22 protein-coding genes, 1 pseudogene and 1 riboswitch are annotated in these 19,850 nt (G+C 70.5%); of the genes and pseudogenes, 7 read left to right on the top strand and 16 right to left on the bottom strand.

The features are described from left to right. The first annotated feature begins 62 nt into the window (after positions 1-62). Positions 63-812 carry a LysE family translocator gene (locus ACWGJY_RS13325; RefSeq protein ID WP_453260908.1) on the top strand — a complete coding sequence of 250 codons (750 nt, stop codon included), beginning with the start codon at positions 63-65 and terminating at the stop codon, positions 810-812. 36 nt (positions 813-848) lie between these two features. Here the strand turns inward: ACWGJY_RS13325 and ACWGJY_RS13320 are convergent, their stop codons facing one another. From ACWGJY_RS13320 to ACWGJY_RS13310, 3 genes are all read right to left on the bottom strand, one after another. Next, a complete protein-coding gene (locus tag ACWGJY_RS13320; protein WP_453260907.1) occupies positions 849-1,322 on the bottom strand; it encodes a C40 family peptidase in 474 nt (157 codons plus the stop codon). 4 nt (positions 1,323-1,326) lie between these two features. Then, a riboswitch (cyclic di-AMP (ydaO/yuaA leader) is annotated at positions 1,327-1,513 on the bottom strand. Positions 1,514-1,804: 291 nt separating this feature from the next. Further along, positions 1,805-2,113 carry a hypothetical protein gene (locus tag ACWGJY_RS13315; RefSeq protein WP_453260906.1) on the bottom strand — a complete coding sequence of 103 codons (309 nt, stop codon included), beginning with the start codon at positions 2,111-2,113 and terminating at the stop codon, positions 1,805-1,807. A gap of 5 nt (positions 2,114-2,118) precedes the next feature. After that, positions 2,119-2,754 carry an ATP-dependent Clp protease proteolytic subunit gene (locus ACWGJY_RS13310; protein ID WP_453260905.1) on the bottom strand — a complete coding sequence of 212 codons (636 nt, stop codon included), beginning with the start codon at positions 2,752-2,754 and terminating at the stop codon, positions 2,119-2,121. Positions 2,755-2,812: 58 nt separating this feature from the next. Between ACWGJY_RS13310 and ACWGJY_RS13305 the strand changes: the two genes are divergently transcribed. Continuing rightward, positions 2,813-3,127: a type II toxin-antitoxin system Phd/YefM family antitoxin gene (locus tag ACWGJY_RS13305; RefSeq protein ID WP_453260904.1), complete on the top strand. Its 315-nt coding sequence runs from the start codon at positions 2,813-2,815 to the stop codon at positions 3,125-3,127. Positions 3,128-3,166: 39 nt separating this feature from the next. On the opposite strand, the gene ACWGJY_RS13300 is transcribed toward ACWGJY_RS13305, so the two are convergent. Next, the gene (locus tag ACWGJY_RS13300; protein ID WP_453260903.1) at positions 3,167-4,111 is read right to left on the bottom strand and encodes a M28 family metallopeptidase; all 945 of its coding nucleotides are present in this window, start codon (positions 4,109-4,111) and stop codon (positions 3,167-3,169) included. Positions 4,112-4,656: 545 nt separating this feature from the next. On the opposite strand from ACWGJY_RS13300, the pseudogene ACWGJY_RS13295 reads away from it, so the two are divergent. Beyond that, positions 4,657-5,642: pseudogene (locus tag ACWGJY_RS13295) on the top strand (urease subunit gamma). Positions 5,643-5,658: 16 nt separating this feature from the next. Here ACWGJY_RS13295 and ACWGJY_RS13290 read toward each other — a convergent pair. The 4 genes from ACWGJY_RS13290 to ACWGJY_RS13275 all read right to left on the bottom strand — a co-directional run bounded on the left by ACWGJY_RS13290 (position 5,659) and on the right by ACWGJY_RS13275 (position 7,919). After that, the gene (locus ACWGJY_RS13290; protein WP_453260902.1) at positions 5,659-6,033 is read right to left on the bottom strand and encodes a hypothetical protein; all 375 of its coding nucleotides are present in this window, start codon (positions 6,031-6,033) and stop codon (positions 5,659-5,661) included. 159 nt (positions 6,034-6,192) lie between these two features. Further along, entirely contained in the window at positions 6,193-6,573 is a 381-nt protein-coding gene (locus tag ACWGJY_RS13285; protein WP_453260901.1) for a roadblock/LC7 domain-containing protein, read from the bottom strand. A gap of 70 nt (positions 6,574-6,643) precedes the next feature. Then, positions 6,644-7,492: a hypothetical protein gene (locus tag ACWGJY_RS13280; protein WP_453260900.1), complete on the bottom strand. Its 849-nt coding sequence runs from the start codon at positions 7,490-7,492 to the stop codon at positions 6,644-6,646. 43 nt (positions 7,493-7,535) lie between these two features. After that, positions 7,536-7,919 (bottom strand): hypothetical protein, encoded by a 384-nt coding sequence (locus tag ACWGJY_RS13275; RefSeq protein ID WP_453260899.1) that lies wholly within the window; start codon positions 7,917-7,919, stop codon positions 7,536-7,538. A gap of 489 nt (positions 7,920-8,408) precedes the next feature. On the opposite strand from ACWGJY_RS13275, the gene ACWGJY_RS13270 reads away from it, so the two are divergent. After that, positions 8,409-10,046, top strand: coding sequence for an alpha/beta hydrolase (locus ACWGJY_RS13270; RefSeq protein WP_453260898.1), 1,638 nt, complete (start codon positions 8,409-8,411; stop codon positions 10,044-10,046). 496 nt (positions 10,047-10,542) lie between these two features. Here ACWGJY_RS13270 and ACWGJY_RS13265 read toward each other — a convergent pair whose 3' ends face one another. Next, the gene (locus ACWGJY_RS13265) at positions 10,543-11,274 is read right to left on the bottom strand and encodes a lysophospholipid acyltransferase family protein (RefSeq protein ID WP_453260897.1); all 732 of its coding nucleotides are present in this window, start codon (positions 11,272-11,274) and stop codon (positions 10,543-10,545) included. A 261-nt stretch (positions 11,275-11,535) separates the two neighbouring features. Then, positions 11,536-12,291 (bottom strand): type 1 glutamine amidotransferase domain-containing protein, encoded by a 756-nt coding sequence (locus ACWGJY_RS13260; RefSeq protein ID WP_453260896.1) that lies wholly within the window; start codon positions 12,289-12,291, stop codon positions 11,536-11,538. A 155-nt stretch (positions 12,292-12,446) separates the two neighbouring features. Here ACWGJY_RS13260 and ACWGJY_RS13255 point away from each other — a divergent pair, with 155 nt between their 5' ends. Together ACWGJY_RS13255 and ACWGJY_RS13250 are read left to right on the top strand one after the other, a co-directional pair. Then, complete coding sequence (locus tag ACWGJY_RS13255) at positions 12,447-13,136, top strand: hypothetical protein (RefSeq protein WP_453260895.1); 690 nt, start codon at positions 12,447-12,449, stop codon at positions 13,134-13,136. Positions 13,137-13,382: 246 nt separating this feature from the next. Continuing rightward, positions 13,383-13,772 (top strand): SSI family serine proteinase inhibitor, encoded by a 390-nt coding sequence (locus tag ACWGJY_RS13250; protein WP_453260894.1) that lies wholly within the window; start codon positions 13,383-13,385, stop codon positions 13,770-13,772. A gap of 97 nt (positions 13,773-13,869) precedes the next feature. Here ACWGJY_RS13250 and ACWGJY_RS13245 read toward each other — a convergent pair whose 3' ends face one another. The 5 genes from ACWGJY_RS13245 to ACWGJY_RS13225 form a co-directional block, all read right to left on the bottom strand. After that, positions 13,870-14,028 carry a hypothetical protein gene (locus ACWGJY_RS13245; protein ID WP_453260893.1) on the bottom strand — a complete coding sequence of 53 codons (159 nt, stop codon included), beginning with the start codon at positions 14,026-14,028 and terminating at the stop codon, positions 13,870-13,872. A gap of 105 nt (positions 14,029-14,133) precedes the next feature. Further along, positions 14,134-15,093: a cytochrome c oxidase assembly protein gene (locus ACWGJY_RS13240; protein WP_453260892.1), complete on the bottom strand. Its 960-nt coding sequence runs from the start codon at positions 15,091-15,093 to the stop codon at positions 14,134-14,136. 107 nt (positions 15,094-15,200) lie between these two features. Beyond that, the gene (locus ACWGJY_RS13235) at positions 15,201-16,226 is read right to left on the bottom strand and encodes a 6-phosphofructokinase (protein ID WP_453260891.1); all 1,026 of its coding nucleotides are present in this window, start codon (positions 16,224-16,226) and stop codon (positions 15,201-15,203) included. 192 nt (positions 16,227-16,418) lie between these two features. Beyond that, positions 16,419-17,147: a type 1 glutamine amidotransferase gene (locus ACWGJY_RS13230; protein ID WP_453260890.1), complete on the bottom strand. Its 729-nt coding sequence runs from the start codon at positions 17,145-17,147 to the stop codon at positions 16,419-16,421. 38 nt (positions 17,148-17,185) lie between these two features. Continuing rightward, complete coding sequence (locus tag ACWGJY_RS13225; RefSeq protein ID WP_453260889.1) at positions 17,186-18,424, bottom strand: MurT ligase domain-containing protein; 1,239 nt, start codon at positions 18,422-18,424, stop codon at positions 17,186-17,188. Between the two features lie 184 nt (positions 18,425-18,608). On the opposite strand from ACWGJY_RS13225, the gene def reads away from it, so the two are divergent. Beyond that, complete coding sequence (gene def / locus ACWGJY_RS13220) at positions 18,609-19,166, top strand: peptide deformylase (RefSeq protein WP_453260888.1); 558 nt, start codon at positions 18,609-18,611, stop codon at positions 19,164-19,166. Between the two features lie 36 nt (positions 19,167-19,202). Here def and ACWGJY_RS13215 read toward each other — a convergent pair whose 3' ends face one another. After that, entirely contained in the window at positions 19,203-19,850 is a 648-nt protein-coding gene (locus ACWGJY_RS13215; protein ID WP_453260887.1) for a TetR family transcriptional regulator, read from the bottom strand.

Raw genomic sequence — 19,850 nt, 5'->3', positions numbered from 1 at the left:
TTCAGGCTCTCCAAGAACATTGCCAATACCTATTAAAGCCTCGGACGGGCGAAGCTGCTCTCATGGACGGACAGCTGATCGCCTTCACCGGAATCGCCGCGGGCATGGTCGCCATGCCGGGCGCGGATTTCGCGGTCGTGGTGCGCAATGCGCTCGACTCGCGCCGGGCGGGGGTGGCGACCGCCGTCGGAGTCTCGGGCGGGCTGCTGGTGCACACCGCCCTGGCGGTGGCCGGGCTCGCGGCGGTACTGGTCGCCGTACCCGCACTCTTCGGGGCCGTCCAACTCCTCGGCGGTGCCTACCTGTTGTACCTGGGCGTCCGCGCCCTGACCGCGGCCGTGCGCCGCCCGGTGGCCGGCCCGGACCGTACGGCGCCCCCGGACCGCACGGCCACCCCGGACACCCCGGACCGCACGGCCACTCCGGACCGTACGGCCACCCCGGACCGCACGGCCGGACGTGCCGGCACTGCACCGGCCGGCGGCCGTCGGCCCGCCGCTCTCCTGGGCACCGCGCAGAGCCTGCGTCAGGGCTTTCTGACCAATGCGCTCAACCCCAAGGCACCCGTACTCTTCCTCAGCCTGCTCCCGCAGTTCGTCCCGGCCGGCCGGCCCGCGCTGCCCCGTACGCTGCTGCTCGCGACCATGGTCGTGGCCATGGCACTGGTGTGGTTCCCCGCCGTCGCGCTGCTCGTCGACCGGCTGGGCGGCTGGCTGCGCCGCCCGCAGGTGGCCCGAGCCCTGGAGGTCACCACGGGAGCGTTGCTCACGGCCCTGGGAGGCATCCTGCTGGCCGAACTGGTACTCGCCTGACGGTGGCCGCACCCACGGCGTCCTCCGGTCCGCAGCTCAGCCCACGCGCCCGTACCAGACCGTGCGGCTCCAGATCCGCTCCAGCCGCACCACGCTCCCGGCCTTGGGCGCATGCCACATCCGGCCCTGGCCCGCGTAGATGCCGACGTGGTAGATGCCGCTGCGCGAATGGAAGAAGACCAGGTCGCCGCGCCGGCGCGCGGAGGCCGGGACATGCCGGGTACGGCCGTACTGCGCGGCGGCGGTGCGTGGCAGGACCCGTCCGGCGTGCTTGAACGAGTACAGCATCAGCCCCGAACAGTCGAAGGCATGCGGCCCTTGGGCGCCGTACTTGTAGGGAGCCCCCCTCTTGGAAGCCGCGATCCGCAGCGCATGGGCGGACACGGATGCGGCTTCGGCGTTCCCGGCCGCCCCCGGGGCGATCGTGGTCCCGCCGAGGGTGACCAGCGTCAGAGCGGTGACGGTGCCGGCGCGCACCAGCAGATTCGGCGTATGCATGCGCATGGTCATGCGCAAACCCTTCGTCAGCCGCCTGCGAAGGAAGACCTGTCGGGTTCGGGCAGGCGAAGATGCCCGGCCGTGCGTACGGCTTCACCCCAAGGAGCCCTCGGCCGTGAAGGCCGGGACCCCGTCCTGCTCGGGTCCTCCGCTCCCGCCGGTCCACATCGTCGACCGGACGTCCGGCACGGCGGCGGGATTAGGCGCCCGTCCGGACCGCCCCGTCGCTGTGGCGGGGTCTTGTCGTCGAAGGGATCGTCACTTACCCGGGACCCGAATTCCGAGCTGAAACGGGCCTGTGTGACATGGGTCACAATTGACCCGAATGGTTAGTTTTGTTCCCTCGGGTGCCGTGGCCCGGGGTGTCGCACCCCGCGGACCAGGGGCGAAACATCGGGGGTCGGAGGAATGTGTCCGCCCCGCGCAATTCGTCGCCTCCTTGCAACAGGCGCGGACGCTACGCCGTATGTGCAGGCGCCGGCGTGTGTGTCGGGTCAGTTCTCCCCGGGCGGCGGCAGCGTCACGAGCCCGGCCCGGCGTTCACCGTCCAGCACCCGCAGCGCCCGGGTCAGCGTCGCGCGGTGCAGCTCGCTCTCGCCCCGGCTGTGCATCAGCGTCAGCGCGTCCCGTAGGCGGGTGGCCTTGCCCACCAGTGCCTGGGCGGCGCGCAGCCCGCTGTAGGTGCCGCCGCAGCGGCCCGGGTTGATCCGGCCCAGCAGGTCGATCACCTCCAGATAGCTGTCGATCAGCTCGCCCTCGGCGCGGGTCAGCGCGGGCAGCGGCGACGGTTCGGGCGGCAGCACCGGGCTCACCGCGCCGCGGGCCGGAGCGCCGACTGCTTGCGGCTGCGGGTGAGCCCGTCGATCAGGCCGTACTCCTGGGCGGCGTGGGCATCGAAGATCTTGTCGCGCTCGATGTCGGCGGCGATCCGCTCACGGGTCTGTCCGGTGTGCCGGGCGAGCATCTCCTCCAGCATGTCGCGGGTGCGCAGCATTTCCGCCGCCTGGATCTGCAGATCGGTGGCCTGCCCCTGGACGGGTTCGCTGAACGACGGCTGGTGGATGAGGATCCGGGCCCCGGGCAGTGCCAGCCGCTTCCCTGGCGCGCCGGCGGCCAGCAGCACCGCGGCGGAGGAGGCGGCCTGGCCCAGGCAGACGGTCTCCACGTCGCACGACACGAAGTGCATCGTGTCGTAGATGGCGGTCATCGCGGTGAACGAGCCGCCGGGGGAGTTGATGTAGAGCGAGATGTCCTGCTCGGGCGCGGCATGTTCGAGGTGGATGAACTGCGCCATCACGTCATTGGCGGAGGCGTCGTCGATCGGGGTGCCCAGGAAGACGATGCGCTCGCCGAGCAGCTTGGAATACGGGTCCATCGTGCGCGTCCCCTGTGCGGTGCGCTCGGTGAACTCCGGAAGGACATGGCGGGCCGTCGGTCGCAGCATGTCTGCTCCTCTCCTCCGTAAGAAATGTACAGGACGTACATCCCGTTAGAATGGGAGCATGGCCTACGAAATTCCGGTGACGCAAGCTCGTGCGGAGCTGGCGGATCTGATCAACCGAGTCGTCTACGGCGGTGAGCGGGTGGTCGTCACCCGCCACGGCAAACCGCTGGTGGCGCTGGTATCCGCCGCTGACCTGCAGCTACTTGAAGAGCTGGGGCGGCGCGAACAGGACGCGGAGGACGAGCAGGTGATCAGCACGGTCTCCACCGTGCGGCAGCTTCCGTCCGCTGCGGGCGAACGACGGCGGTTCGGTATCGCCGCGGAACACCGCGACCCGGCTGCCGGGGGCCGGCGGCCGGGTCGCGAGCGCTGACGGTTCAGCAGGCGCTGACCGTGCGGTGGGGCGGGTGGCTCAGGAGCTGAGTTCCCACACCGCGTGGGCGATGGCGTCGCTGTTGTTGTCGAGCGCCTTGTCGTCGATGTTCTTCGAGGTGTCGCAGGCCTGGTGGTAGCAGGCGTCGAAGGCCTTGCCTGCCGTGCCGCCCCAGGCCTTCGCCTGTGCGTCGGTCTTGATGTAGTCCGCGCCGGAGAAGAGGCCGCCCACCGGGATGCCCGCGTCCTTGAACGAGGCGTGGTCGGAGCGCCCGTCGCCCTCGGTCTCCTTCTCGGTGGCGATGTTCTTCGTGGCGAACCAGTCCTTGAAGACCTTCTCCAGGCGGGTGTCGTCGTCATAGACGAAGTAGCCCGGGTTCGGCGATCCGATCATGTCGAAGTTCAGATACGAGTCGATCTTCGACTTGTCGGCGCCGAGGCTGTCGACGTAGTGCTGCGAGCCGACCATGCCGTCCTCTTCGTCGCCGAACCAGGCGAACCGCAGGTGCTTGGCGGGCTTGAAGCCCGACTTGGCGACGGCGAGCGCCACCTCGAGGATGCCGGCCGAACCGGAGCCGTCGTCATTGATGCCGGGGCCCGCCGGGACCGAGTCCACGTGGGCGCCGGACATCACGGTCTTGCTCTCGTCGCCGCCCGGCCAGTCGGCGACGAGGTTGTAGCCCTTGGCGCCGCCGTTGTCGAACTCCTGGACCTTGGTGGTGAATCCGGCCTTGTCCAGCTTCTCCTTGAGGAAGTCGATGGAAGCCTTGTGGCCCGGCTTTCCATGGGCCCGGTTGCCGCCGTTGGCGTCGGCGATGGACTGCAGTTGGTCCAGATCCGCCTTGACGGCCTTGACGTCGATGTCCGGGGCGGCCGCCGGTGCGGGATCGGCGTAGGCGCCGGCCGCGGTGAAGACGGTGGCGGCCAGGGCGGTGACGGCGCCCGCGGCCAGCACGGCCCGGCGTATTCGTGTGGAACGAGTCACGGTGTGGCTCCGATACTTGTGTGGGGGGCGGAGCTGCTTCGGTGCGCACATGCTTGACGCGCACATGTTGATGCGCCCAAGAGAATTGCGATCACTCCGGAAACCGTCAAGAGCGCATATCGGACAGTCGAGTTCGCTGAGCGGGGGCGCGTCTGTTTTGCGGTGATCATGGTGGTTGACGGCGTGGGGAGGTCTCCGTTCCCTGGGTGCCGCCGGTCTCCGCGGTGCGTATTTCGCCATCGGATTCCGTGCGCTTCCGCGGGAACGCGGGGGTGAGGCCGTCCCGGGAGTCGGTTGCCGTGCCGTAACGGACGGTCATGAGGCCGCGTTACCTCAGGTGTATGAGGGGACGCGAAGGTGTCCCTGGCTGTCACGCCGACGAAATCCCGCCGACCTGGCCTCGGGACGGGGTTGTTGATGGCCAAGTGCTGGAAGCCGGTTCGCTCCTCCTTTAATTACTGCATGGTGCATCTATCGTCACGGGTGTGTCCGCGCCTGTGACCTGGGTGAATGTGTCCGGGCGGGAAGACTGTGAGGTGGCACGTATGCAACTGACCCCGCATGAACAGGAACGCTTGATGATTCATGTGGCGGCAGATGTGGCCGAAAAGCGACGCTCCCGGGGGGTGAAGCTGAACCACCCGGAATCGATTGCCCTGCTGACCGTGCACATCCTCGAAGGCGCGCGGGACGGCCGGACCGTCGCCGAGCTCATGTCCTCCGGCCGCAAGGTGCTCACCCGCGACGACGTCATGGACGGCGTCCCCGAGATGATCCACGACGTGCAGGTCGAGGCCACCTTCCCCGACGGCGACGGCCCGCTCGCGTTGCGCCGCGTCCGCGGGCACGGTGACCAGGCCCGGGTCTGCGTCGTGGGCGCCATGAGCGCCCCGCTCGGCGGCGACCGGCTGGCCCTCGAGGCCACCGCCGAGGCGGGCAGCGCGCTGCACCTCACGGCCGCCGCCGCGACCGTCGCGCTGCCCGGCCGTACGGGCGAGCAGGCCCGCTACGACGTGCGGTTGACGGTGGGCGACGGGGCGCGGCTCGACTGGCTGCCCGAACCGCTGATCTCCGCGGCGGGCAGCGACCTGCGGATGACCACCACCGTCGAACTGGCCCCCACCGCATGCCTGGTACTCCGCGAGGAACAGGTCCTGGGACGCAGCGGCGAGCACACCGGCGCGCTGCGCAGCCGGCTCACCGTCCGCCGGGCCGGCCGGACCCTGCTCGACCAGGAGACGGCGTACGGGCCCGGCGTCCCCGGCTGGGACACCCCGGCCGTCCTGGGCGGGCACCGCGCCCTCGGTCAATTCCTGCTCATCGGGCCGGAGTTCGAGGCGGCGCCGGCCGAGGTGCGGCTGCTCGGCGGCGCGGCGGCCGGGCGGCCGGGCGGCCGGACGACGGGGCGGGGCAGGGCGTCCTGGCACCGCTCGCGGGTCCCGGGGCCCTGGCCACGGCCGTGGCCCCGGACGCGCTACGGCTGCGGCGGCTTCTGGAGGAGGCCGCCGCCCTGGGGGCCGTGGCCGAGTGAGCGCGCCGCCGCCCTCTCACACCTCCAGATCGGCTTCCAACGCGGCAAGGCGGTGGCGGGCCAGCGCAAGATTGGCGCGCTTGCGGTCCAGCACCAGATAGAGGAAGAGGCCGCTGCCGCTCTTTCCTGTGACCGGGCGGATGATGTGGTACTGCGCGGTCAGGGTGATGAGCATGTCCTCGATGGAGCCCTGGAGTTCCAGCATCTCCATGGTGCGCATCTTGGCGCGTACGACATCCGTGTTGCCGGCCGCCGCCACATTGAGGTCCAGAGCCTGGTTGTCGCCCAGAGTGGCCAGGGCCATACCGCTGGTGTAGTCGACCAGGGCGACGCCGACCGCGCCCTCGATGGTCGACATCGCGTTGGCGAGAGCGGATTCCAGTTGAGCCATGAGGGGTTCAGACCTTTCGGATTACTTGACGGTTCTTCTTGGTTTCCGGGTTCCGGTCTCCCGGTCTCCCGGTCTCCCGGTCTCCCGGGTTTCCGGCTTCGTTCCGGTCTCCCGGCTTTCCGGTTTCCGCATTGCTGCGGGTGTGTGGGGGACGTTCTCCTACCGATGGGGGTGTGCGTCCACGAGGTCCCCGATGCGGGCCGCGGCCTTTCTGGCCTGTAGATGAAGCCGCCCCACATTGGTGTCGGGGCTGGCCACGGCGGTCAGGACGGCGCGGCGTCCGGCCGAGTAGGCCGCGATATAGCCGTCGGCGCCGCGCGTCAGGGATTCCTCGAAGGCGCCCTGTCCGGTCGCGTCGGTGAGACGTTTGGCGACGCCGATCGCCGCGGCGGTCAGGGCGGCCAGGCCGTCCGGTTCGATATCCGGCAGATCATGGGCGATCACCATGCCGTCCACGCTCGCCACCATCCCGCCCTGGAAATGGCGCACTTGATCGCGCAGCGTATGCAGTTCCTCCCGTATCCGGGGTTCAATCGTCATCAGTCTCCTTTTCACGGCGTGCCTTCTGATGACGCGCCTCATGGGGTGCACGGTCTTCGTGGGCAAGGGCTCACAGGTTTTCCTCCAACGCCGTACGCAGTCGGACAAGGAGGGCAATGTCCGGATCGGTGGGGTCGAGGACGTCCGGTACCGGTAGTTGCCAGGTCGCGGCGGGGTCTCCTGCGGCGACGGGGGTGGGGTCGCTCAGACAGGCGCCGGGCCGCCGCCGGGGGAGCGGCGCCGGTGCCAGGGGGACATGGACCAGGCCGGCGGCGGCGAGGCGCCGGATGTCCAGGAGCGTGCCGAACGCGGACTGGCCCAGCACCCGGGCCAGTTCATGAGGTGTGTGGCGGCCGTCGGCGCGGTCGAGCAGCCGCCGTTGGCGGCGGGTGGTGGGGGCCGGGGCGGGCGGGCGGACCGGCACGACGGGGGAGGAGTCGACCGCCGCCCAGGGGCGCAGCCGGTCGAGCAGTAGCCGGCGGCGGGCCGTCGCCTGCTGGAGGGCGAGGGCGCTGATGGGACGTATGACACCCAGCCAATGCCCGGTGCCGGGGGTGAAGGAGGTGGTCTCGGGCGTCAGCGGCAAGGCGAAGAACGCGGCGTCGAGCAGGGCGGCGAGATGGCATATCTCCAGTTCGCCCTGGGTCAACCAGCCCTCGCTGACCAGGAATTGACCGCCGCTCTGCTGCGGCCCCGCCGTTTCGGCGGCGTACTGCCAGCCCTGCGGCGGCAGTTTGCCGGCCGCGGTGAGGCGTATGTCGAGCCCCGGGGCGGCGGTGCCCTCGATGCAGTAGACCGCACCGTCGAGAAGGTAGAAGCAGCCGTGCGGACCGCTGAGGGCGCCGGTGACGCGTTCGGCGGCAAAGCGGTCGAGCAGCCCGGCCGGGGCGGGCGGGTGAGGAGATATGGGCAGGCCCATGGCTGGTTCCCTTACCGTTCGTGCGGTGTGGCGGAGCGCGCCGTCAGGGCGCGACCAGCTCCGCCGCCAGATCGCGCAGCCGTAGCCGGGCGAGGGCGAGATTGGCCTGTGCGCGGTCCAGCCAGAGGTAGAGATAGGTCTGGCTGTCGAAGGCCGTGTGCACAAAGCGGATGAGGTGGTAGCTGCCCGCAGCCGTGATGATGAGGTCTTCGAGAGCCGGGCCGGCGCCGCCCGTGGTGTCGAAGGTGGCGTTGCGGGTCACGGCCTGCACCACCTCGGCGGTGTCCGCGGCCGCCGCGTCGTGATCGCCGTGGGGTGCCTGCCCTGCCGTGCCGAGTGTCAGACCACTGGTCCAGTCGATCAGTCCGGCGCACCGGACGCCGGGGATCCCCATCGCTTGGGACAACACCTGATCGATACCCGGCACTTCGGATCTCCTTCGCGACGGTCGGACGGGGCGCGAAAACGCCGAAGCCCTCCCTTGTGGCGGTGAGTGGGAGAGCCTTCACGGAAGGTTACTGAAGCTGTGCGGCTGGCACATGCCTGAAGGGCAGGTCTACGGCAATTGACGTATTCTCGCCCCTGCGCGCCCCTCCGGGAGCCATCGCGCCGCACCGCACTCCACCAGGTCGGCGATGGCCGGAACCTCTTGGCCGAACGGTCCGAACCTGGCGTGAACTGTCCTGTCACCTCGTCAACTGCACTCGATACGGCCGAAGTTGAGGATCCGAGGGGCGCGACGGGCGTGCCGCGGGACCGGGCGCCGCCGACCGGTGGCATTGGCCGGAAACCTACAGGTTGGTAAAGAAGTGTGGGCCAAACCTGTTCAACAGGGGACGGCACACGTCAGGATCCCCCCGTAGACCTGTGATCAACGCCGCCACAAGCGGCACACCATGCAGGGGGAATCAATCACGTGAGAAAAACAGCAGCGCTCGGCGCCGCCGGCACCCTGGTGACCGGAGTGCTCCTCGCCGGAGCGATATCCGCCACGCCCGCCAGCGCGGGCGAGAAGCACCAGCGCGGTCCGGCCGAAGCGCGCGGTGCGGCGACCGCCGCCGCGCGCGCGGCCAAGAAGGGCATCAACTGGCAGGACTGCCCCGCTGACTGGGGCTTCAAGTCGCCCATCCAGTGCGGCTACGTCACCGTCCCGGTGGACTACGCCCGGCCCGACGGCCGTACGATCAAGCTCGCCGTGGACCGGGCGGTCAGCACCGGCAGCAAGAAGGAGCGACAGGGCTCCCTCGTCTACAACCCCGGTGGCCCCGGCGCTTCGGGCATGAGGTTCCCGACCCGCATCACCACCAAGAACCCCCTCTGGGCCAAGACCGCCACGGCGTACGACTTCGTCGGCTTCGACCCCCGGGGCGTGGGCCACTCCGCGCCGATCTCCTGCATGGACCCGCAGGCGTTCGTCAAGGCCCCGAAGGCCGACCCGGTGCCGGACAGCGAGGCCGACAAGCGCGCCCAGCGCAAGCTCGCCAAGGAGTACGCCGACGGCTGCGCCGAGCGCAGCGGCCGTCTCCTGCCGTACATGACGACCGCGAACACGGCCCGCGACCTCGATGTGATCCGCGCCGCGCTCGGCGAGAAGAAGCTCAACTACCTGGGCGTTTCCTACGGCACCTACCTCGGCGCCGTCTACGGGACGCTCTTTCCTGACCACGTCCGCCGGATGCTCGTCGACAGCGTCGTCAACCCGGCCCGCGAGAACATCTGGTACCAGGCCAACCTCGACCAGGATGTCGCCTTCGAGACCCGCTGGGGCGACTGGCGGAAGTGGGTGGCCAAGAACGACGCCACCTACCACATCGGTGCCACCCCCGAGAAGGTCCAGGCGGCGTGGGAGAAGCTGCGGGCGACCGCCAAGAAGAACCCCATCGGCGGCGTCGTGGGCCCCGCCGAGCTGACCGGCTTCTTCCAGAACGCGCCGTACTACGACTCCATGTGGGCCTCGGTCGCCGAGGTCTGGAGCGCGTACCTCTCCGGTGACACCAAGCCGCTGGTCGAGAACGCCGGGCCGAACCTGGCGGACACCGCCGGCAACATCACCGCGGAGAACGGCAACGCCGTCTACACGGCCGTCGAGTGCACCGACACCAAGTGGCCGACCAGCTGGAAGAAGTGGGACCGCGACAACTCCCGCATCCACCGGCAGGCACCGTTCATGACCTGGTCCAATGCCTGGATGAACCTCCCCTGCGCCACCTGGCCGGTCAAACAGCAGCGGCCGGTCGAGGTCAAGACCGGCAAGGGCCTGCCGAGCGTTCTGATCGTGCAGAGCACCCGTGACGGGGCCACGCCGTACGCCGGCGCGGTCGAACTGCACCACCGCTTCAAGGGCTCGCGCCTGATCACCGAGCGGGACGCCGGCTCGCACGGTGTCACCGGTCAGGTCAACCCTTGCATCAACAGCCGGGTCGACGCGTACTTCCTGGAAGGGAAGACCGATGCCAAGGACGTGACCTGCGCCCCGCACGCCACGCCCCAGCCGAAAACGTCGACGGTCAAGGCCGCCGCCACGGGTGCCTCGGACCTCCCGGCCGCCCCGTAGCGACGCCGTGAACGAACCGGCAGGTAGCTGACCGGCATGAACACGTAGCTGACGGCATGAAGGGGCGGCCGGAAATCCTCCCGGCCGCCTCTGTCGTCGTCAGCCCGCGATCGGCGCGACCCGCGGCTCCCCGCTCCCCGCACGGTCCGCCGGCACCTGCCCCGGTGCACGGTCCGGCCGGGCGGCACGGCCGGCCGGGACTCCGGCAGCGGCAGCGGATACGCCGGGGCGCCGTCGGGCTCGCCCTGGGTGGCGAAACTGCGCCCGCGGTCGTCCTCGTACACCGCGCCACTGGAGATCACCACGGCCGAACCGATCCGGTCCGCCAACGCGGTCAACTGAGCCGCGTGCGCGGCTCCGTACGCCACACAGTCCAGCACCACGTCACAGCCCTCGCCGATCAGCCCGGCCGGCGCCGCATCGTCCTCCCGGTTCACCGCCACCGGGCGGACCTCGCCGGGCGCGAAGTCCGCTTGGCCGCTCAGTCCACGGCCGCTCAGCCCGTGGACGGCCCCTTCCCGGGCCCGCGCCGCCCGTGTGCCCGCGCCGCGGCCTGCGCCGCGGCCTTGGCCTCGCCCGCGTAGGTGTCGACGTACTCCTGCCCGGACAGGGCGAGGATCGCGTACATGATCTCGTCGGTGACGGCGCGCAAGGCGAGGCGTTCGTCCGCCAGCCCCGCATAGCGCGAGAACTCCAGCGGGGCGCCGAAGCGGATGGTGATCCGCATGACGCGCGGCAGCCGCCGGCCCGTCGGCTGCGCCTCGAACGTGCCGATCATCGCGCACGGCACCACCGGCACCCCGGCTCTGATGGCCATCGAGGCGACGCCGGTACGCCCCTTGTAGAGCCGTCCGTCATGCGAGCGGGTGCCCTCCGGATAGATGCCCAGCAGCCGTCCCTTGCGCAGGACCGAGAGCCCCGAGGAGATCGCCGCCTGCGAGGCGCGGCCCCCGGAGCGGTCCACCGGAATCTGCCCGACGCCCCGGAAGAACGCCGCGGTCAGCCGTCCCTTCAGGCCGGGACCGGTGAAGTACTCCGCCTTGGCCAGGAAGGTCACCCGGCGCGGCACGATCGCCGGCATCACGAAGTGATCGGCGAAGGACAGATGATTGCCCGCGATGATCGCCGCGCCCTCCTCCGGCACATGATCGAGCCCCTCGATCCGCGGCCGGAACACCAGCCGCAGCAACGGCCCGAGAAGCAGGTACTTCAGCACCTGGTACAGCACAGGGCAGCTCCCCTTCCGTCGGCGCACCCGGTCGGCTACGTCGTTCCAGGCCACCGGGGTCCCCCGGGACGGCCAGTGAGTTTATGGGCAAGCGCCGTCACGGGTAACCACCCTCGGCCGGATCGATGCTGACTCTTTTGGTGCCGGTGCCGGTGCCGGTGCCCGCACGGTTGCCGGGACGGCGGCGAGGGTGTGTACCACCGGCCGCCGCGCCGCAGGGACCCGGTGGACACCTCAGAGGCCCGGGTGCCCATGGTGGCGTCAGGGTGAAGGGGCTTCCAGGAGTGTGCAAAAGCGGCGCCCGAAGAGATAGGCGTCGCCCGGCCAGCGCGCCGAGAGATAGCGGCCGTCCTGCACGGCGAACGCCGCGGAGTCGTCGCTCGCGGTGCCCCGCGTGGCCAGGACCCTCGGTCCCCGCTCGAAACGGGCACCCGGGTCCTCCAGGGCGGCCCTGACCTCGTCCTCCACATACGCCGGATACGTACGGTAGTAGCGGCCGAGCCGCCATGCGGTGGCCAGATAAGCGGTCCGTTCCAGGTACTTGGGCAGACAGGTCGTCCGCCGGTCCGCCAGCAGGCTGCGGCCCGTGGACGCCTCCCGGGCCCGCGCCGCCACCAGCACCCCGTGGCAGATCGCCCCGACCGGCCGGTCCAGCGCCCAGAACCTGCCGACCTGCTGCTGCAGCACCTGCGAGCCCAGGTACTGCCGCATGCCGGGCGCATGCCCGCCCGGCAGGATCAGCCCGTCGTACTCCTCCGGTACCAGCTCCGCCCAGCCGACGGTCGCGGTGAACTCCTCGCTCCGGGTGAGCTCTTCGTAGAACCGCCTGGGCTCCTCCGCGGCGCCGAGCTGTCCGAAGAGGACACCGGTCAGCAGCCGCGGGTCGCATGCCGGCCGGGTGCCGGCCCGTTCGGTGGCGAAGACGACGCGGTGGCCGGCGTCGGTGAGCAGCCGCCAGGGCACCGCCACCTCGGTGACATCGAAGTCGCGGTCGGGGACCGGCATCAGCACGCGCACCGGAACATCGTCTCAGGCCCGTGCCTGCTTCCGGTATCCGCTTTGACATCCGCGGATAATTTTCCACTCGCCTTGAACGCGGGCGGGTTGGCTCGGCGTACTGCCCGGCAACCGAGCCTGCCCGCAGGGTCCAGGCCGAGGACAGGAGTGCAGAGATGTCCCGGAAGAAGAGAGTCGGCCGGCGCCAGAAGATCATCATCTGCGTCAGTGCCGCCGCGCTGGTCGGCGGTATCGCCATCGCCACCACGGGCACCAGTCAGGCATCGGTGGCGTGCGACGGACTGGCCTCCGCCCTGAGCAACAACGAGAAGTTCATCGCCGGCCAGAAGGCCCATCCGGACGACCGGTCAGCCGCACGGATCGCCAACCGCGAGGCCGTGATCAAGGAGATCCAGGTCAAGCAGAAGGCCGCCGGCTGCTCCCCCGGAGAGGGCGGGGGCGCCGCCGCGGGCGCTCCACCGGCGGCCGATGAGCCACCCGCCGCCGGCGCCCCGTCCGGATCGGCGGAACCGCCCGCATCGAACGCCCCGCCCGCGTCCGATGACCCCTCCGCCTCCGCAGCCCCGCCCGCATCGGACAACCCGCCCGCCGCCGGCGGCGAAGTGGTCTGCGCCGGCTCGACGGTGACCCTCTCCGGCGAGGGCGGCGCCCAGGCGGCTTCCAGCAACCAGTTCCCCACCGGCACCGAACTGAAGGTGACCAACCTGGACAACAACAAGTCGACGACCGTCTCCGTGACGTCGACGTCGGGTAGCTGCGCGCTGCTCAACAACGCGGCGTTCGAACAGGTACGTGAGGAGGGGAAGTTCCTCATCCGTCACGCCCGGATCGAGCGCGTGGGGTAATCCCGGTCCGGTGGCCGGCAGCGGAGCCGCCTCCTCCGCTGCCGGCCACCCTTGTCTCCGGGGTGGCGGTCGCAGGCCGTACGGGCGACCTCACGGCGTGGTCGCTTGCCCGCGGGGGCCCGGCGAGGTGGCCTGGGGCCGCCGGGCGCCGCGCGTCCTTGTCAGGCTCCCGCATGCGATCCCACCGAGCGTTCCCAGGAGACATCGATGCCCGTGAGCCGTCGACGCCGATCGACCCGCCCCGCCATGACCGTGAGCGTGCTTGCCGCCTTGTCCGCGGCCCTGCTCGGCACCCTCTCCGCCGGCCCGTCCCACGCCGACGAGCCGCCGACCGCCGACCAGGGCCTGCTGCTCACCGTGTCCGGTGCCGGCAACACCTGGACCCGCGGGGTGCGGCTCAGCTGCCCGGACATCCACGGCAGGCATCCGCACGCGATCGCCGCCTGCGCCGCGCTGGCCTGGGCGCGCGGCGACTTCGACGCGCTGCCCGGCGAGCCGCACACCTGCACCAGGGAGTTCGACCCGGTCACCGCCAGTGCGACCGGCACCTGGCGCGGTATCCCGGTGAACTGGCACCGGGAGTTCCCCAACGCCTGCACGATGGACTCCGCGACGGGGCCGCTCTTCCGCTTCTGAGGCGGCGCCTTGCGGGGGTGGCGCCCACCGGGGCGGCGCATTCCTCCACGGTGCCTTCCGGTGCGGCGCACCGCCACCGTGCGTCGCACCGGCGCGCTCAGACCGGCCGCGCCGTCACCACGCCGAGCGTCACCAGCGCCAGCACCACCCAGGAGAACCAGAGCCAGCCATTGGCGCCCATCGCCGCGGTGTACGCGGTCGCCATCACCAGCCCGCCCACCGTGCACACGGCCATCGTCCTAGCAGATCCGGGCATACCCGCAACCTCCTCACGGCGGCCCGGAACGCCCACGTCACGGGCCGCGGCCATGGGACCATCGTCCCCGGCCGCGGCCCGTACCGCCAGAGTGGCGGCCTGCCGTCACCGCCCCCGTGCGTGGAGCGAGGCGAGATAGGCGTTGTAGTCGGCCAGATCCTTGTCGCCGTTGCGGTCGGCGGCCCGGTCCGTGCGCTGCGACTGACGCTCCTCGGACTTGTACCACTGGAAGACCAGGGCGATCAGCACCACCACGGAGGGGATCTCGCTGAAGGCCCAGGCGATGCCGCCGGCGGCCGACTGGTCGGCCAGCGCCTCGATCCCGAGCGAGGCCGGCGGGTGCACGAAGGTGTTGACCATCGGCTCGGTGGCCATCATCAGCGCGATACCGAAGAAGGCGTGGAACGGCATGCCCGCGAACAGCTCCAGCATCCGCATCACATAACCGGGCCGGTGCGGCCCCGGGTCGACGCCCATGATCGGCCAGAAGAACACCAGGCCGACCGCGAGGAAGTGCACCATCATCCCGATGTGCCCGGCCCGCGACTCCATCAGGAAGTCGAACAGCGGCGAGAAGTAGAGCGCATAGAGGCTCGCGATGAACAGCGGGATGGTGAACGCCGGGTGCGTGATGATCCGCATGTACCGGCTGTGCAGCAGTGCCACCAGCAGTTCACGCGGTCCCTTGCGGCCCTGCCCGGCGGCCGGCAGCGCGCGCAGCGCCAGCGTCACCGGCGCCCCGAGGAGCAGCAGGATCGGCGAGAGCATGCTGATGATCATGTGCTGGACCATGTGCACACTGAACATCGCCATGCCGTAGTCGTTCAGCTTGGTGCACATCACCAGTGCCACCGTCAGTACGCCCACGGCCCAGGCGACGGTCCGGCCCACCGGCCAGGCATCACCGCGCCGCCGCAGCCGGATCACCCCCCAGCCGTACAGCCCGAGTCCCAGCAGGCAGCCGACGAGAAAGAACGGATCACCACCGATCTCCAGGCCTCGCGCGAGCGTGAACGGCGGCAGATCCATGTTCATGCCGTCCATGCCGTGCCCGCTGTGATCCATCCGCTCGCTCCTGATTCGTACCAATGCTCCGGCGACAAGACTAGAACCGCCCCCGGCCGGGGCATCGGCCGGGGGCGGTTCGCGCCGCACAAACTAACGTGCCGCGGTCACAGCACGCACTCGGCCTCGTCGTAGCGCTCCACGGGCACCGTCTTGAGCGTTTCCACGGCCTGGGCCAGCGGCACCAGGGTGATGTCGGTGCCGCGCAGCGCCGTCATCATCCCGAAGTCGCCGCGGTGCGCGGCCTCGACGGCGTGCCAGCCGAAGCGGGTGGCGAGCACCCGGTCGTACGCGGTCGGGGTACCGCCGCGCTGGACATGCCCGAGGATCACCGGACGGGCCTCCGTGCCGAGGCGGCTCTCCAGCTCCAGGGACAGCTGCCGGGCGACTCCGGCGAACCGCTCATGGCCGTACATGTCCTTGCCGCCGGCATCGAAGGACATGGTGCCCTCGCGCGGCTTGGCGCCCTCGGCGACCACCACGATCGCGAACTTCTTGCCGGCCTCGAACCGCTCGGCGACCCGCGCGGTGAGCTCGTCGATGTCGAAGGGCCGCTCCGGCACCACAATCGCGTGCGCACCGGCCGCCATGCCCGAGTGCAGCGCGATCCAGCCGGTGTGCCGCCCCATCACCTCGACGATCATCACCCGCTGGTGGGACTCCGCGGTGGTCTTGAGCCGGTCCAGCGCCTCGGTGGCCACGCCCACCGCGGTGTCGAAGCCGAAGGTCACGTCCGTGACCGCGATGTCGTTGTCGATGGTCTTCGGTACGCCGACGATCGGCAGGCCCGCGTCCGACAGCAGCCGCGCCGCCTTCAGCGTGCCCTCGCCGCCGATCGGGATGATCGCGTCCAGGCCCAGCTCGGCGACATGGCCGCGGGCCCGCTCCACGCCGTCCCGCAGATGGGCGGGCTGCACCCGCGAGGACCCGAGGATGGTGCCGCCGCGCGCCAGGATGCCGCCGACGGCGTCGAGGTCGAGCTTGCGGTAATCGCACTCCAGCAGGCCCTTCCAGCCATCGCGGAAGCCGATCACCTCATCGCCGTGATCAGCGGTGGCGCGGTGGACGACGGAGCGGATGACGGCGTTCAGACCGGGGCAGTCGCCGCCGGAGGTGAGTACACCAATACGCATTGCTCGAAAAACCCTCTGCAACTCAACCGGGGGCCCGGACCCCGTCGTCCGGTTGGATTCCGCTCACCCTACAAGCGCGGGGCCAACGGGCACACGTACGCCCGCAGTGCGGGACTGCGGGCGTACGAAAAGGGGTGAACTCCGGCGTACGTCAGAAATCGACGAACCACCTGAATCCGGGCGGGTGCGGTATCAAGCGGGCTGTGTCGCCGCGGCGATCCGCTCCTGGCGCAGCGCCTCGTACCAGCGCTCTTCCACCGGCGGCAGCGCATTGACATCCAGCGCCAGCTTGATCAGCAGATCGGCGATATGCGGATTGCGCGCCATGACCGGGCCGTGCATGTACGTACCGAAGACGGTGTCGTTCCAGGCGCCCTCGTAGCCGTCCCCGACGCCGTTGCCCTTGCCGAACCGCACCTTGGCGAACGGCCGGGCGGTCTTGCCCAGATGTGTCACGCCCTGGTGGTTCTCGAATCCGGTCAGCGGCGGCAGCCCCAACTGCGGGTCGATATCGGCGAGTACGTCGCCGACACAGCGCTCGGCCTCGCCGCGGGTGCTCACCACGTCCAGCAGACCCATGCCCTGCTGCCGCTCCCCGAGGTCATTGATGAACTCATGGCCCAGGATCTGGTAGCCGGCGCAGACCGAGAAGACGATCGCGCCGTTGGACACCGCGCGGTTCAGTCCGCCGTCCCGGATCAGCCGCTCGGAGGCCAGCCGCTGCGGGCGGTCCTCACCGCCGCCGATCAGATAGATGTCACCGGAGGTGGGGATCTGCTGGTCGGACCGTACGTCCAGGCGCTGGACGTCCAGACCGCGCTGGCGCGCCCGCCGCTCCACCACCAGGGCATTGCCCTGGTCGCCGTACGTGCTCAGCAGGTCCGGATAGATCCACACCAGGCGCAGGCTGTTGTCACTCATGCTTGCTCGTCCTTGTCCGTAACGTCGCTGGACCACACTCAGTTGCCCACACGCCGGCGCAGGTCCTGGAAGGCCGTGTAGTTGGCGATGACCTCGATCCGTCCGGGCGGGGCCATCCCCACCGCCTCGTCGAGGCTCTCGCAGACATGGAAGTCCAGGCCCGCGACCTCCAGGCGCACCGCCAGGTCCAGCTTGCGGTCGCCGAGCACGAAGATCGGGTGCCCGGCGAGCCGGGTGTAGTCGACGTCCCACAGCCAGGAGGTGTCCGTGCCGTCCGCGCCGCGTGCGTTCACCGACATGATCACCGGGGTCGGCGGCGGGTCGATCAGCGAGAACGTCTCCAGCCAGCCGGCCGGGTTCTTCGCCAGCAGCAGCCGCAGCTCCCGCTCCATGAAGGTGACCACGTCATAGCGGCCGGCCACCGCCTGCACCGAGAACATCCGCTCCAGGGCCACCTGCGGTGGCACCCCGAAGGCGGCGGCGACCGCGGCGGACGTGGTGGCGTTGGCCTTGTTGGCGCGCCCCGGCAGCTGCAGCTTGATCGGCCAGGCACTGCCGTGCGGGTCGAGAACATGATCGCCGGACAGTGCCCAGCTGGGCGTGGGACGGCGGAAGCCGCACTCGGCGCAGAACCAGTCCTCGCCCGGCCGCTGCATCACACCACCGCACGAGGGGCAGGACCAGGCGTCGTCCTTCCACTCCTGCCCGGCCGCGACCCACACCACATTCGCGGACGACGAGGCCGCCCACACGATCAGCGGATCGTCCGCGTTGGCGATGATCAGCGCCTTGGAACCCGCCAGACCCTCGCGCCAGTGCTCGGCCAGCATCCGCGTCTCCGCGGCGCGGTCGAGCTGGTCGCGCGAGAGGTTCAACAGCGCTATGGCCTTCGGTGTCACATCGCGGGCCACACCGGCGAGGTACTTCTCGTCGACCTCGATGACGCCGAAGCGGGCATCCGATCCACCGGCCAGCGCGGAAGTGATGCCCGCGGGCATGTTGGCGCCGAGCGCGTTGGAGACCACCGGACCGCTGGCCCGCAGCGCCTCCGCGATCAGCCGTGTCGTGGTCGTCTTGCCGTTGGTCGCCGACACCAAAATGACGTCCAGGTGCCGGGCCAGCCGCGCCAGCAGGTCGGGGTCGAGCTTGAGCGCCACCCGGCCACCGATCACCGATCCGCTGCCGCGGCCCGCCGCGCGCGACACCGCCGCCGCGGCCTTGCCCGCCGTCACGGCCAGCTTGGCCCGCGGCGACAGCGGCTCCGTGTTGCCTGCCATGGTCTTTGATCCTCCTTGCATCCGGCGCCCGCCTGCCCTGAGGCTGCCGGTGGAACGCTTCCTCCGCAGCCGATGACCGGCCGAGGCTTCGGTCGGGGATCAGCCTATCGAGATCCGGCCCCGGGCCCGAACCCCGCCACCCATCCGGGACATCCGGGGCGCGCCGGACCGTACGCTTACGGCCATGTCTCCCCGCACCATCCCCGGCACTTCCGGCCGTGTCCGCCCGCTGCGCCTGCTGGGCGATCCGGCCCTGACCGAGTCCTGCCAGGAGGTCACCGTCTTCGATGCGGACCTGGCCCGGCTGGTCGAGGACATGTACGCGACGATGTACGCCGCGGACGGTGTGGGCCTGGCCGCCAACCAGATCGGCGTCCCGCTGCGGGTGTTCGTCTACGACTGCCCCGATGACGAGGACCGCCGTCATCTCGGGCATCTCGTCAACCCCCGGCTCGTCGAGGCCGACGGCCCGGTCATCCGCGGGCCCGAGGGCTGTCTCTCGCTCCCCGGCATCGAGGCCGGCACCCCGCGCCACGACCACACCGTCGTGACCGGGGTCAGTGTCACCGGCGAGCCCAGGACGGTGACCGGCACCGGTTTCTTCGCCCGCTGTCTCCAGCACGAGTGCGATCACCTCGACGGCGGGCTGTACATCGACCACCTCACCGGGCTGCGCCGGCGCCGGGCACTGCGCGCGGCGGCAAAGGCCCCGTGGGCCGCGACGGCGGTGTCCGGCCGCTGAGCGGCGGGCGCCGCCCGCCGCCGAAGGCTCCGGCGCTCAGAAGCCGGGGCCGTCCGCGCGGTCCTCGAGCACGACCAGCCGGCCCCAGAGCAGATCGGCCAGCTGTGTGACCAACTCCTCGCGCGAACAAGGGCGTTCCCGCAGCCACCAGTCACCGGCGCCATGCATCATGCCGACAATGCCGTGTCCCCAGACGCGGGCTCTCAGCTCGCCGCCCGGCCCCAGGTCGAGCCGGTCGGTGATCACCTTGGCCAGCTCCTCACCGAGCCGGCGCAGCAGCGGCGCGGAGTGCCGTCCGACGTCGAATCCGGACTCGGACGCGTTGTCCTCGTCCGACGGGTGCATCAGGAAGCGGTACACCTGCGGCCGGGCCTCGATCGCGAGCAGGTAGGCGTCGAGGGTGGCCTCGACGCGGTCCCGGCGCAGGACCGGCGCGTCCAGCGCGGTCGCCAGATTCGCCAGCAAGGCATCGGTGTGCCGTACGGCGAGCGCGCGGTACAGCCCGCCCTTGTCGCCGAAGTGCCGGTAGAGGATCGGCTTGGTGATGCCGGCCTCGGCGGCGATGGCGTTCATCGAGGCGTCCGGGCCGTCGCGCAGCACAATCCGCTCGGCGGCCTCCAGCAGCTCCCGCCGTCTGCGCTCGGTCGCCGTCTGCTGGCGGTCTCGGTGTTCCGTGCTTTCCAT

The sequence above is a fragment of the Streptomyces sp. NPDC054765 genome (genome assembly GCF_053612065.1).
Note: the sequence above shows the minus strand (reverse complement) of the source record. Positions and strands in the feature narration are given on the sequence as shown.